A 13559-nucleotide genomic window follows, 5' to 3' on the forward strand; every position below is an offset into this window, starting at 1 on the left:
CTGAGGCGGTCCTTCCGGCACGCGGGGTGAGCATTGCGATGGCGGTCCGGAACCAGTCCGGACCGGGCTTGTCATACACTATGACCTGCCGGCTGCGCCGCTGCCAAGCGCCGGAGTGGCCGGAAGGCCACAAAAGCGATTAATTAACCATAAATTAAGCGTGCCTTGGCCCGGCCATTTTGTTGACGGATCAAAGGGATGGTAGTGAGAGAGTGACTAGAGAGTGAGCCGGACGGGTCCGCGGCTCGACCATAGGGGAACCCGGGTTGACGGGGATGGTCGAGAGCCGTGCGTTTGGTTGCGTGCAGGGGGCCTGGGGGGTCGTGCGGTAGCGATGGGGTCGATCGACAAGTACATCTTTAAAACGACGCTGGCGTCGTTTGCGCTTGTCCTGGTCAGCCTCACCGGCGTGATCTGGATTACGCAAGCGCTGCGCGGCATCGATCTGATGACCAGCCAGGGTCAGACCATCCTCACCTTCCTTGGCATCACCGGTCTCGTGATTCCCGCCCTGGTGCTGATCATCGCCCCGATCGCGCTGATGATCGCGATCTCCCATACGCTGAACAAGCTCGCGACCGATTCCGAAATCATCGTCATGAACGCGGCGGGCTTCTCACCGATCCGGCTGTTCCGGCCGTTCTTCCTTGCCACCTGCGTGGTGGCGGCGCTGGTCGCCTTCATCGGCGCCTATCTCGCCCCCGACGGCATGCGCCGAATCAAGCAGTGGGACGCCGAGATCACCGCCGACGTGCTGACCAACATCCTGCAGCCCGGCCGCTTCGCCCAGCTCGACCAGAACTTGACGATCCGGATCCGCGAGCGCCTGCCCGGCGGCGTGCTCGGCGGCGTCTTCGTCGACGATCGCCGCGATCCGCAGGAGCGCGTCACCATCATCGCCGACCACGGCACCGTGCAGAAGACCGACCGAGGCTCGTACCTCGTGCTCTATGACGGCAATCTGCAACGGTTCGAGGTTGGCAAGCGTGATCCGGCGCTGGTCGCGTTCGCCCGTTACGCCTTTGACATGTCGAAATTCTCGCAGGGCCGCGACGTCACGCTCGGGATTCGCGAGCGCTATCTCTGGGAGCTGATGTGGCCGGACGAGGAAGACAAGACCTATCAGCAGCTGTCGGGCCAGTTCTTCGCGGAGCTGCATGATCGCTTCATGGCGCCGATCTATCCGTTTGCGTTCGCTGCCCTTACCTTCGCCTTCCTCGGCGCGCCGCGCACCACGCGCCAGAGCCGCAATTTCTCGATCGGCGGCTCGGTATTCGCGGTGTTCGGCCTGCGCATGGTCGGGTTCGCCTGCTCGGTTATGGCGGTGAAGACGCCGCTCGCGGCGCTGGTGCAGTATCTGATGCTGTTCGGCGGCATCGGCATCGGCATCTGGATGATCGTCGGCGGCGTGGTCGTCGAACCGCCGCCGCGGCTGATGGAAGCGATCAACAGGAATAACGAGCGCGTTGCGCGCCTCTTCCGGAGGCCGGCAACCGCATGAGCATGGTCACGAACACGCTCGGGCGTTATTTCGCCGGCCGCTTCGTGGTCGCGGCGGTGGGCGTGTTCGCGGGCATCTTCGTGCTGCTCGTGCTGGTCGATTACATCGAGATGGTGCGCAAGACGTCGGGCCTCGTCTCGGCCTCCGCGATCACGGTCGCGGAGACTTCGCTATTCCGGGTGCCGCAGCTGCTCGAGAAGCTGATGCCGTTCTGCGTGCTGATCGGCGCCATGACCTGCTACCTCGCTTTGTCGCGTCGGCTGGAGCTCGTCGTGGCGCGCGCTGCCGGCGTCTCGGCCTGGCAATTCATCTCGCCGGCGCTGGCCAGTGCGATCATGCTCGGCATCTTCGCGACCACCGCCTACAATCCGGTATCGGCCAATCTGCGCGAGCTGTCCAAACGGATGGAAGCCGAGCTGTTCGGCTCGGCGCCCGGCGGCGGCATTCAGGACGCGTCCGGCTTTTGGCTGAACCAGATCAACGACGAGGGTCAGGCGATAATCAATGCGGCCCGCAGCGAGCAGCAGGGCGTCCGGCTGACCGGCCTCACCGTGTTCCGATTCGATACGGCGCTCCAGTTCAAGGAGCGAATCGAAGCGCGCGAAGCGGCGCTCGAAGACGGCCGTTGGGTGTTCAAGGGCGTGCGCCGATTCACCCTCGATAAGCCTCCGGTGGATCAGGACACCTTCTACCTGACCACCACCCTTACCCCGGCACAGGTGCGCAACAGTTTCTCCACCCCGGAAACTGTGTCCTTTTGGCAACTGCCGAACTACATCCGTTCGTCGGAGAGCTCAGGGTTCGCGACGGCCGGCTATCGCTTGCAGTATCACAAGCTCATCGCACAGCCGTTTTTGCTGGCTGCGATGGTGATGTTGGCGGCTTCTGTGAGCCTCCGCTTCTTTCGGATGGGCGGCGTGCAGAAGATGGTTTTGAGTGGCGTGGGCGCAGGCTTTCTGCTCTACGTGCTGTCGAAAGTAACTGAAGATTTGAGCAAGGCTGAGTTGATGCATCCCATCGCTGCGGCGTGGTTGCCTGTCGTTGTGGGCAGCCTCACCGGTTTCTTAGCCTTGCTGTACCAGGAGGACGGGTAGTGGCTATCGTCGCCGCCCGCCAGTTGAGGTCGCCTGCTCTCGGGCGGCGCAGTGTCCTGCGCCGTCAACGGAGCCGCATGGCCGCGTTTGGCGTTTCGATCTCAGCTCTCCTCGCCGCGTTCGTCGTGGTCAGCGCGCTCGATGTTGTCGCGTCGACGCCGGCTGCCGCGCAGGCCTTCACCTACAATCCGCGTCCGCCGAAGCCGCCCCGCCCGCCGGCCAAGAATGACGGGCAGATGCTGGTTCAGGCGACCGAGGTCGATTACGACTACAACAACCAGCGCATCTCGGCCGTCGGCAACGTCCAGATGTTCTACAACGGCACCAGCGTCGAGGCCGACAAGGTCATCTACGATCAGAAGACCAAGCGTCTTCATGCCGAAGGCAACATCCGCATGACCGATGCGGAAGGCAAGATCACCTACGCCAACATCCTTGATCTCAGCGACGACTACCGCGACGGGTTCGTCGATTCGCTGCGCGTCGACACCGAAGACCAGACCCGCATGGCGGCGACCCGCGCCGATCGGTCCAGCGGCAATTACACGGTGTTCGACAACGGCGTTTATACCGCCTGCGCGCCCTGTAAGGATGATCCGAAGAAGCCGCCGCTCTGGCAAGTCAAGGGCGCGCGCATCATCCATAACCAGACCGAGAAGATGCTCTATTTCGAGAACGCCCAGCTCGAATTCTTCGGCGTTCCGATGGCGTATCTTCCCTACTTCTCGACGCCCGATCCGACCGTGAAGCGCAAGAGCGGCTTCCTGATGCCGGGCTTCACCACGTATTCGGCGTTCGGCGTCGGCGTCGAAATCCCCTATTACTTCGCGCTCGCGCCGGACTTCGACGCGACGTTCAATCCGCGCATCACCTCGAAGCAGGGCGTGCTGTTCCAGGGCGAATTCCGCCAGCGTCTGTCGAACGGCGCCTATCAGATCCGGCTCTACGGCATCGACCAACTCGATCAGGACGCTTTCAAGGGCCAGCCCGGTGATCGCCAGTTCCGCGGCGGCATCGAGACCAAGGGTCAGTTCGCGCTGAACGACAAATGGACCTGGGGCTGGGACGGCGTGCTGCTGTCCGACTACTACTTCATGTCCGATTACCGGCTGGCCCAGTACAAGGATCCGTTCGGATCGTTCCTGTCGCTGCCGACCGAGGCGATCTCGCAGCTCTATCTGACCGGCGTCGGCAACCGCAGCTTCTTCGACGCGCGCGCGATCTATTATCTCAGCTACTCCGGCAACCAGAACCAGGTTCCGGTGGTCGCGCCTGTCATCGACTACAACAACGTGATCAACAGCCCGATCTTTGGTGGCGAGTTCAGCTACAAGGTGAACTTCACCAACCTGACCCGCGAAACCGCGGTGTTCGACCCGATCACGACGACGGCCAACACCAACGGCCTGTGCCTGACCACATCCGCGGACCCGATGGCGCGCACGCCGTCGCAGTGCCTGCTGCGCGGCATGCCCGGCACCTACACAAGGCTGACCGCCGAGGCGCAGTGGCGTAAATCCTATACCGACCCGCTCGGCCAGATCTGGACGCCGTTCGTCGGTGTCCGCGCCGATGCCATCAACGCCGACATCTCGAACCAGCCGGGCGTTTCCAACTTCCTGCCGGTCGGCGACACCCAGACGGTCCGCCTGATGCCGACCGTCGGCTTCGAATACCGCTACCCCTTCATCAACGTGCAGCCGTGGGGCACGACGACCATCGAGCCGATTGCGCAGGTCATCATCCGGCCCGACGAACCCAGCGCCGGCAAGCTTCCGAACGAGGACGCGCAGAGCCTGGTGTTCGATACCTCGAACCTGTTCGCGATCGACAAATTCTCCGGCTACGACCGCGTCGAAGGCGGCAGCCGCGCCAATGTCGGCGTGCAGGCCACCACGCAGTTCGATCGCGGCGGCAGCGTCAAGGCGATGTTCGGACAGTCCTATCAGATGTTCGGGCTGAACTCGTTCGCGGTCGCGGACGTCACCAACACCGGCATCGATTCCGGCCTGCAGAATCCGCGCTCGGACTATGTCGCGAGCCTCGCCTACTCGCCCAACCGCACCTACACGTTCAGCGTCCGCTCGCGGATGGACGAAGCGACCTGGAACATCAACCGGTTCGAGGCCCAGGCCAGCGCGAACTTCGACCGCTGGTCGGTCAGCCTGATGTACGGCGACTATGCCGCGCAGCCGGAGCTTGGCTATTTGACGCGCCGCGAAGGCATCCTCGCCAGCGGATCGATCAAGGTGGCGGCGAACTGGGTGGTTCAGGGCGCGGCGCGCTGGGACCTTGAAGCGAACAAAATCAACCAGTACGCGTTCGGCGCGGGCTATGTGGACGACTGCTTCGTGCTGGCCGCCAACTATGTCACGTCCTATACCTATCAGGCCGGCTCGACGCCGCCCGTCCTCAGCCACGCGTTCATGTTCCAGATCGGGCTGCGGACGATCGCGCAGACCTCCACGTCCAGCAGTTCGGCTGGCATGCAGTAGCGAGCGAGCGGTCTGGCGGGGTGCTTGGATTACCTGCGGGCCTGTGGCTCCGGCTTGAATTGGTTTAAACGGCTGACATGACGATAATGACGACCGCTAGCCTGCCAACGCGCCGCCATCAGCTAGTGTTGAGTTCCCTGCTGGCTCTTTTCCTCCTGCTCGGAGGCGGTGCGCGACTGCATGCCCAGACCATCGCCGTGATGGTCAATGGCGAGCCCATCACCAATTACGACATCGAGCAGCGCGCCAAGCTGAACGCCCTGACCGGCGGCAAGACGCCTGATCGGAAGACCGTCCTCGACGAGCTGATCGATGAGAAGCTGAAGATCAAGGAAGCCAAGAAATTCGGCGTCGATCCCTCCGCCGGCGATATCGACCAGTCCTTCGGCGGCATGGCGCAGCGGATGCGGCTTTCCGGCGACCAGCTCACCAAGGTGCTCGAGGGCAAGGGCATCCGCCCGGATACGCTGAAGCAACGCATCAGGGCCGACATGGTCTGGACCAGCCTGGTCCGCGGCCGCTTCAAGGAAAGCCTGCAGGTTGGCGAAAAGGACGTGGCCAACGCGGTCAAGGAGGCCGGAGGCGCGGCTGAGGCCGAGGCATTCGAATACAGGATGCAGCCGGTCGTTCTGATCGTGCCCCGCGGCGCGCCGCAGTCGGAGTTCGAGGGACGCCGCAAGGAAGCGGACAGCCTGCGCGAGCGCGTCACCAGTTGCGAGGAAGCCAACACCTTCTTCAAGTCGATGCGCAACGCCGCGATCCGCGAGATCGTCGTGAAGACCTCGGCCGACCTGCCGCAGTCGCTGCGCGACATCCTGGACAAGACCCCGGTCGGCCACCTCACCCCTCCCGAGGTCACCAAGCAGGGAGTTGAAATGGTCGCCCTCTGCGGCAGGAAGGCAACCACCGTCGACACGCCGAAGAAGCGTGAGATGCGCGACAAGATGTACGTGCAGAAGTACGAGGCGAAGTCGAAGGCCTACCTGCAGGAAGTCCGAAAAGCCGCGATGATCGAATATCCAGGCGGGCGATGATCGACTATCGTTGACGCATGGCTCAACCTCTCGCACTTACATCCGGCGAGCCCGCAGGCATCGGCCCCGACATCACGCTCGCCGCATGGCTGCGCCGCCGCGAACTCGATCTCCCGCCGTTCTATCTGCTGGGCGACCGCGCCGCGCTTGCCGAACGCGCCAAGACGCTCGGGCTTGCCGTCGAGTTGGCCGAGGTCAGCGCCGCGGAGGCATCCACGACGTTCGCACGCGCCCTTCCCGTGGTTGCGACCGGCAAGACGGTGACGGCGCGACCGGGCCAGCCCGACGGCACGAGTGCCGATGCGGCGCTGGCATCGATCCGGCAGGCCGTCGCCGATGTCGCCGCCGGCAAGGCCAGCGCCGTCGTCACCAATCCGATCGCCAAGAACGTGCTGTACCGCGCCGGCTTCCGACATCCCGGCCATACAGAGTTCTTGGCCGAGCTTGCCGCAAACGGCGGGCGCGCGCCGCAGCCGGTGATGATGCTGTGGTCGCCGGCGCTCGCCGTCGTCCCGGTGACGATCCATGTGTCGGTCCGCGAGGCGCTGGCGCAATTGACGACCGACCTGATCGTGTCGACCGCGCGGATCGTGGTCGCGGACATGAAGGCGCGGTTCAGCCTCGCGGCGCCGCGGCTCGCCATTGCCGGCCTCAATCCGCATGCCGGCGAAGACGGCACGCTCGGCATGGAAGACGTCGAGATCGTCGCGCCCGCGGTCGAGATCCTGCGCCGCGACGGCATTGCCGTCCGGGGCCCGCTGCCGGCCGACACCATGTTCCACGCAGCCGCGCGCAAGACCTACGACTGCGCGATCTGCATGTATCACGACCAGGCGCTGATCCCGATCAAGACCGTCGCGTTCGAGGACGCCGTCAACGTCACGCTGGGGCTGCCCTTCATCCGGACCTCGCCCGATCACGGCACCGCATTCGATATCGCCGGCACCGGCAAGGCCAATCCGTCGAGCCTGATCGCCGCCCTCCGGCTCGCCGCGCGCATGGCCGCGGCATCAAGCTAAGTGAGCACGATCGACGATCTGCCGCCGCTGCGCGACGTCATTCGCGAGCATTCGCTGTCGGCGCGCAAATCGCTCGGCCAGAATTTTCTGCTCGATCTCAACCTCACCGCGCGCATTGCCCGCGCCGCTGGCCCGCTGGAAGACTCCACCGTGATCGAGGTCGGCCCCGGTCCCGGCGGCTTGACGCGCGCGCTGCTTGCGCTGGGTGCCAAGCGCGTGATCGCCATCGAGCGCGACGAGCGGGCGCTGGCTGCGCTCGACTATATCGCCAAGCGCTATCCCGGCCGCATCGAGATCGTGCATGGCGACGCGCAGCGCTTTGACCCGCGTCCCTTGCTCGATGGCGCCAAGGCCAAGATCGTCGCCAACCTGCCCTACAACATCGCGACCCAGCTGCTGGTCGACTGGCTGTCGATCGAGCCGTGGCCGCCCTGGTACGACATGATGGTCCTGATGTTCCAGCGCGAGGTCGCCGAGCGCATCGTCGCCCATGAGGACGAGGAGGCGTATGGCCGGCTCGCGGTGCTAGCCAACTGGCGCGCCGAGACCAAGATCCTGTTTGACATCTCGCCCGCGGCCTTCGTGCCGCAACCGAAGGTCACGTCCTCGGTGGTACGATTGATACCGCGCGCCGCGCCCGAGCCGTGCGACCGCCGCATGCTCGAGCAGGTCGCAGCCGCCGCCTTCGGCCAGCGCCGCAAGATGCTGCGCCAGAGTTTGAAATCGCTGTCGGTCGATCCGGCGCGGCTTGCTGCCGCAGCCGATATCGACGCGACACGGCGCGCCGAAACCATTCCGGTCGCGGGCTTTGTTGCCATGGCCCGGGAATTGGCCGATATACGGGCCACAAAATAGAACAACAGGAGAAAACGTAATGGCGCGTATGGTTCGCCAATCCCTCGTCAAATTCGATGCACCGCTGTGCGAAACCATCGTCGACACGCCGAAGCCCGAGGGACGCGAAGTGCTGGTGCGCATCGAGCGCTGCGGCCTGTGCCATTCCGATCTCCACATCCAGGACGGCTACGCCGATCTCGGCGGCGGCAAGAAGCTCGACACCACCCGCGGCATGACCCTGCCCTTCACGCTCGGCCATGAGATCGCGGGCGTGGTCGACGAGGTCGGCCCCGATGCGCCGAAGGATCTGATCGGGACGAAGAAGGCCGTCTTCCCCTGGATCGGCTGCGGCCAGTGCCGCGACTGCCTCGCCGGCGACGAGAACCTCTGCGTCAAGCAGCGCTTCCTCGGCGTCTCGATCGACGGCGGCTTCGCCACCCACGTGCTGGTGCCCGACGCAAAATACCTGCTCGATTACGATCCGCTGCCGGTCAACCAGGCCGCCACCCTGATGTGCTCCGGTGTCACCGCCTATGGCGCGCTGAAGCGCCTGGTCGATCGTCCGCGCCAACGCAATTTGCTGCTGATCGGCCTTGGCGGCGTCGGCATGATGGGCCTGTCATTCGCGCAGGCGATGTTCAAGCAGCCGATCACGGTTGCCGATCTCAGCCCCGCGGCGCGCGAGACCGCGCTGAAAAACGGCGCGGCGGCCGCCTATGACCCGGCAGAGCCCGATGTCGTCAAGCGCATGCTGAAGGAGAGCGACGGCGGCTTCGACGGCGTCGTCGACTTTGCCGGCAACGAGAAGTCGATGGCGTTTGCGGTGTCGACGGTCGCGCGCGGCGGCAAGATCGTGGTGTCCGGCCTGATGGGCGGCCAATTCACGCTGCCGATGGTGCAGTGGGTGTACAAGCGCATGACCATCGAAGGCTTCATGGTCGGCACGCTGGCCGAAGGTCAGGAATTGATGGCGCTCGCCCGCGCCGGCAAGATCAAGCCGACGCCGATGAAGGAAGAGCCGATGGCCGACGTCCAGAAATGGATCGACGAGCTGCGCGCCGGCAAGGTCGTCGGACGCATCGTCCTGAAGAACTAGAGCATGATCCGGAAGAGCGTGACGCGGTTTTCCGAAAGATCACGCTGAGACATGACGTCCCGCCGGTGCTGCTACCGCCAGCGGGACGCGGCCGCTCCGATGGAACCTGACGGTCGAACCAAGCCATCGTTCGGTTCACGTTCCGCGGCCTCGGGCTCGCCGCAATTGCGGCACGCCGCGAGCCCCAATTAAGCCCCACCCGTTCCGGATTTGCGGCGCATTGCGACCCAACTCTTTGCCGAGATTGAGATCTCCAGCGTTTGCGTTAAAAAAGAGATACCGGGGACGCGTATGTCAAATCGTTCAGCGAAATTCGCTGCGGCGCTTGCCGCCAGCATCCTGGCCGGCGCCAGTTGCAGCGCCATGGCCCAGACCGCCGCCAATACGGCCAATAGCACCAACAACACGGCGGACACCTGCCTGGCCGCGCCCAAGGGAACCGCGCCTGCGGGAAGCCACTGGTTCTACCATCTCGATCGCAGTAAGAAGAAGTGCTGGTATCTCGGCGAGGCCAAGAACGAGGCCAAGAACAAGGCCGCCAAGACGGCGACGACGAGCACGCAGCAGCCGCCAGCGGCAGCAGCGCCCGATACCACAACGGCCGACGCGACGCCGCCACAGAGCCAGCCGACGCCGCAGAGCCAGCCCGCGCCGCAGCAGCCGGCGATGCGCAGATCAGTCGCCGATGCCCATGCCGAATGGCCCTCGCCCCAGGTCGCAGCCGTACCTGCGCCAAGCGCCGACGCCGGCCAGGCCGGCGGAACGGCAGCGACGCCCGACCCGGCAGCCACGCCCACCGGTACCAACGCGCAGCCGTCCGACGTGAACGCCAGATGGCTGGATGCATCGAGCATGGCCGGAACCAACGGAACCAGACGCGCCGCAGACCAGCCGACCGCGGTTGCGCAGGCAGACACGACGCCGCAACCGGCGGCCGCGCCGGCGCCTGCCGCCCCCGCCACGGCCGAAGCGTCCGTGGAGAAGTCACCGTCGTCGACGCAGATGCTGCTGATCGTGATGGTTGGAGCCCTGGCGCTGGCCGGCCTGGTCAGCACGCTGGTTTTCCGGCTGACCCGCACGCGTACGCCGCCTTACGAGACCGAGGATGAGTGGCAGGCGCCGTGGGATTCGCTGCACACCGAGCCGGCGCCCCCGATGGCAGTTGTCAGCCGGGATCGTCCGCTGCGGCTGTCCGAGGCTGCGCCGCGCCGCGCCGAGACGCCCGTTCCGCGCCGTGCGGAGACGCCCGCTCCACGTCGCGCGGAGACGCCCGCTCCACGCCGCGCCGAGAAGCCTGCTCCACGTCGCGAGACTGCGCGTGATCGGGATCAAAGGGAGCAGGACAACAAGCAGATCGCCGCAATGCTGCAGCGGCTTGCGCGCAGCGCGACGAACTAAGGTCCACTTAGGAAAAAATGCAAACGGACGTGATGCCCACGCATCACGTCCGCAACGCGCTACTTCTCGAGCTGACGCTGCAGGCCGCGCACGAATTCGGTAAGGCCGGTGCGGCGCTCGCGCTTGAGGCGCTCGGCCTTCAGGATCGACTGCACCTCGGCAAAGGCATCGTCGACGTTGTGGTTGACGACGATGTAGTCGTATTCCGCCCAATGGCTCAGCTCATGACTGGCGCGGCTCATCCGTCCGCGGATGACCTCTTCCGAATCCTGCGCCCGGGTATGCAGCCGCCTCTCGAGATCGGCGGCCGACGGCGGCAGGATGAACACCCGCACCACATCGGCGCTGGCTTTCTGGTGGAGCTGTTGCGTGCCCTGCCAGTCGATATCGAACAGAACATCCTGCCCCACCGCTAGGGCGGCCTCGACCGGCGCACTCGGCGTGCCGTAGCGGTTGTCGAATACGGTGGCCCATTCGAGCAGTTCACCCTGCTCGACCATCTTCTCGAATTTCTTCTTGTCGACGAAGAAATAGTCGCGGCCCTCGACCTCGCCCGGCCGCATCGGCCGCGTGGTCGCCGACACCGACATCTTCAGGCCCGGCTCGCGTTCAAGCAGCATGCGAGACAGCGTCGTCTTGCCGGCGCCCGACGGCGACGACAGGACGAACATCAGTCCGCGCCGCTCAACGCCGTCAAAACCCTGCGCCGTCATCATTCACTCCAGATTCTGGACCTGTTCGCGGAACTGCTCGACCACGTTCTTCATTTCAAGCCCGGTGTTGGTCAGCTCGACGTCGTTCGACTTCGAGCAGCAGGTGTTTACCTCGCGATTGAATTCCTGGGCGAGGAAGTCGAGCCGGCGCCCGACCGGACCGCCCTTGCCGATCATCTCGCGCGCCTGGGCGATGTGCGAGGCGATGCGGTCGAGCTCCTCGCGGATGTCGGCTTTGGTGGCGATCAGGATCGCCTCCTGGTTCAGGCGGTCGGCATCGAAGCGGTCGGACGTCTCGAGCAGGGCCGCGATCTGCTCGGCCAGCCGCGCCTTGATCGCCTCGGGCTTGCGGCCGGGAGCGGTCTCGGCGCGCCTGGCGAGCCGCTCGACCTCGTCCATCCGCTGCATCAGGATCTGCCCCAGCGCATCGCCCTCGCGGCGGCGCATCTCGACAAGGCTGCCGAGCGCCTGCTCGAAGGCCATCGCCGCCGCCTCACGCGCCGCCTTGTCCTCGTCCTCGTTGCTCTCGGGCTCGACCACCTCAATGACGCCCTTGATGCCGAGCAGTCCGTCGATGCTCGGCGCCACCGCGTCGATCCGCTGCGCGAGCGTGCCGGCGACCTTCACCACGGCGGCGAGCACGTCCTCATTGATCCGGATCGTCTGCGCCGCGTCGGTGCGCTTGACGCTGAGATTGGCGTAGACCGTGCCGCGCGACAGCAGCTCGCCGGCCCGCTTCTTGGCAAGCGCTTCCAGTTCGTCCCAGCCCGGCGGAAGCCGCAACCGCAGGTCAAAGCCCTTGGCATTGACCGATTTCAGCTCCCACTCGAACGTATAGGGACCGCTTGCGCCATGGCTTCGGGCAAAGCCAGTCATGCTCGACAGCGCCATCGCGTGAACTCTCCAACAGAAGGATATGGGACTCACCCGGAGCCTGCGAGACTCGTGGGGAGCCGGTGCGACCTTAAAACGGATTCCGTGAAAGTGGAATTACGTTCCACCACCGGAAAATGCAGAGCTACAGCATGATCCGGAAAAGTGTATGGCGGTTTTCCGAAAGATCATGCTCAAACAAGAAGCTAAAGCGCGATGACGATCGCGCTTTAGCGCTGCACCACCGGCGGCGAATTGGTCTGTTGGGCTGCGCCCTGCCGACCGCGCGGCGGCTTCTTTTGATTGGTGGGCTTCGGCGTCGTCGCCGTGGGATTGGTGTCGGCGCCGGGCGTCGCGGCGGCGGGCGCCGGATCATCCGCGGGCTCGACGGTGTCGTTCTGGATCTGCTTTTCCGACGCGCGCAGCTTGGCGACGTTCTTCGCGTGCTGGTCGTAGGTTTCGGTGAAGGCGTGGCCGCCGGTTCCGTCAGCGACGAAGAACAGGTCGCGGGTGCGCGCCGGATTGGCGGTCGCCTCCAGCGAGGCGCGGCCGGGATTGGCGATCGGTCCGGGTGGCAGGCCGTCGATCACATAGGTGTTGTAGGGCGACGGCTGCGTGATTTCGCTGCGCTTGATCGGACGGCCCAGCGTTCCCTTGCCGCCCACCAGTCCGTAGATGATGGTCGGATCGGACTGCAGCTTCATCCGCTGGCGCAGGCGGTTCACGAACACGGCGGCGACGCGGCTGCGCTCGTCGGCGCGGCCGGTTTCCTTCTCGACGATCGAGGCCAGCGTCACCAGTTGGTCCGGCGATTTCAGCGGCGTGTCGGTGTTGCGGCGTTCCCAGATTTCGGCGAGCACGCGCTTCTGCGCCTGCTGCAGGCGCTGGATCACCTGGTCGCGCGTGGTGCCGCGCGGGAATTTGTAGGTCTCCGGCAGCAGCGTGCCCTCGCGCGGGATCTCGCGCACCGAGCCGGTGAAGATGTCGTTGTCGGAGAGCCGCGTCACGATCTGCTCGGAAGTCAGGCCTTCCGGTATCGTGATGGCGTGCTGCACCACCTTGCCGTCGACGATGGTGGCGATGACGTCGCGCAGGCTGGCGTTCTTCTGGAACGAATATTCGCCTGGCTTGAGATCGGAGCTTGCCTTCAGCGCGAACACGCCACCGATGAAGACCCACGGATTGACGTTGATCACGCCCTCACGCGAGAGCACGTCGGCAATGTCACGCTTGCCGGCGCGCGCCGGGATGTTGACGATCTTGTCTTCCTGCAGCGGTCCCGGCGATTCCAGCGCCTGCTTGCCGTAGTAATACGTCGCGCCGGCGCCGATCATCAGGATGATCAGGATGGTGAAGATGGCATTGCCGACGATCACGAAGGGATTGCGGGCGCGATCCGAGCGCTTGGGCGGCGGCGGAAGCTGTTCGGGCTCCAGCGCGGCGCGTGGACTCCTCGGTGAAATGGGCGGCCTCTCACTCATCGATGCAAACCAATATCC

Annotated in this window: 11 protein-coding genes; 8 read left to right on the plus strand and 3 right to left on the minus strand. The window is 65.0% G+C overall.

Features of this window, described 5'->3' with window-relative positions; all coding sequences use genetic code 11:
• Positions 1-334 precede the first annotated feature (334 nt).
• The 8 genes from lptF (at position 335) to J2R80_RS30900 (ending at position 10474) form a co-directional block, all read left to right on the plus strand.
• Complete coding sequence (gene lptF / locus J2R80_RS30865; protein WP_141340449.1) at positions 335-1501, plus strand: LPS export ABC transporter permease LptF; 1167 nt, start codon at positions 335-337, stop codon at positions 1499-1501.
• A complete protein-coding gene (gene lptG / locus J2R80_RS30870) occupies positions 1498-2595 on the plus strand; it encodes an LPS export ABC transporter permease LptG (protein WP_028335173.1) in 1098 nt (365 codons plus the stop codon). The genes lptF and lptG overlap by 4 nt, the downstream gene beginning before the upstream one ends.
• A gap of 77 nt (positions 2596-2672) precedes the next feature.
• Positions 2673-5090, plus strand: a complete 2418-nt coding sequence (locus J2R80_RS30875; RefSeq protein WP_225159076.1) for an LPS-assembly protein LptD — start codon at positions 2673-2675, stop codon at positions 5088-5090.
• An 86-nt stretch (positions 5091-5176) separates the two neighbouring features.
• Positions 5177-6124 (plus strand): SurA N-terminal domain-containing protein, encoded by a 948-nt coding sequence (locus tag J2R80_RS30880; RefSeq protein WP_141340448.1) that lies wholly within the window; start codon positions 5177-5179, stop codon positions 6122-6124.
• 17 nt (positions 6125-6141) lie between these two features.
• Complete coding sequence (gene pdxA / locus J2R80_RS30885) at positions 6142-7143, plus strand: 4-hydroxythreonine-4-phosphate dehydrogenase PdxA (RefSeq protein WP_076831975.1); 1002 nt, start codon at positions 6142-6144, stop codon at positions 7141-7143.
• Complete coding sequence (gene rsmA, locus J2R80_RS30890; RefSeq protein WP_057019884.1) at positions 7144-7998, plus strand: 16S rRNA (adenine(1518)-N(6)/adenine(1519)-N(6))-dimethyltransferase RsmA; 855 nt, start codon at positions 7144-7146, stop codon at positions 7996-7998.
• A 19-nt stretch (positions 7999-8017) separates the two neighbouring features.
• On the plus strand, positions 8018-9076 hold the full coding sequence (locus J2R80_RS30895) for an alcohol dehydrogenase (RefSeq protein WP_253639918.1): 1059 nt from the start codon (positions 8018-8020) through the stop codon (positions 9074-9076).
• 291 nt (positions 9077-9367) lie between these two features.
• Positions 9368-10474: a hypothetical protein gene (locus J2R80_RS30900; RefSeq protein WP_141343073.1), complete on the plus strand. Its 1107-nt coding sequence runs from the start codon at positions 9368-9370 to the stop codon at positions 10472-10474.
• A gap of 59 nt (positions 10475-10533) precedes the next feature.
• On the opposite strand, the gene gmk is transcribed toward J2R80_RS30900, so the two are convergent.
• From gmk to mltG, 3 genes are all read right to left on the minus strand, one after another.
• Entirely contained in the window at positions 10534-11187 is a 654-nt protein-coding gene (gmk, locus tag J2R80_RS30905; protein WP_076832200.1) for a guanylate kinase, read from the minus strand.
• A gap of 3 nt (positions 11188-11190) precedes the next feature.
• Positions 11191-12078, minus strand: a complete 888-nt coding sequence (locus J2R80_RS30910) for a YicC/YloC family endoribonuclease (protein WP_141343071.1) — start codon at positions 12076-12078, stop codon at positions 11191-11193.
• Between the two features lie 212 nt (positions 12079-12290).
• The gene (gene mltG, locus J2R80_RS30915; protein WP_076831963.1) at positions 12291-13541 is read right to left on the minus strand and encodes an endolytic transglycosylase MltG; all 1251 of its coding nucleotides are present in this window, start codon (positions 13539-13541) and stop codon (positions 12291-12293) included.
• Positions 13542-13559 lie beyond the last annotated feature (18 nt).

Origin of the sequence: Bradyrhizobium sp. USDA 4541 (assembly GCF_024171085.1) — a bacterium.
Lineage (GTDB): Bacteria > Pseudomonadota > Alphaproteobacteria > Rhizobiales > Xanthobacteraceae > Bradyrhizobium > Bradyrhizobium australafricanum.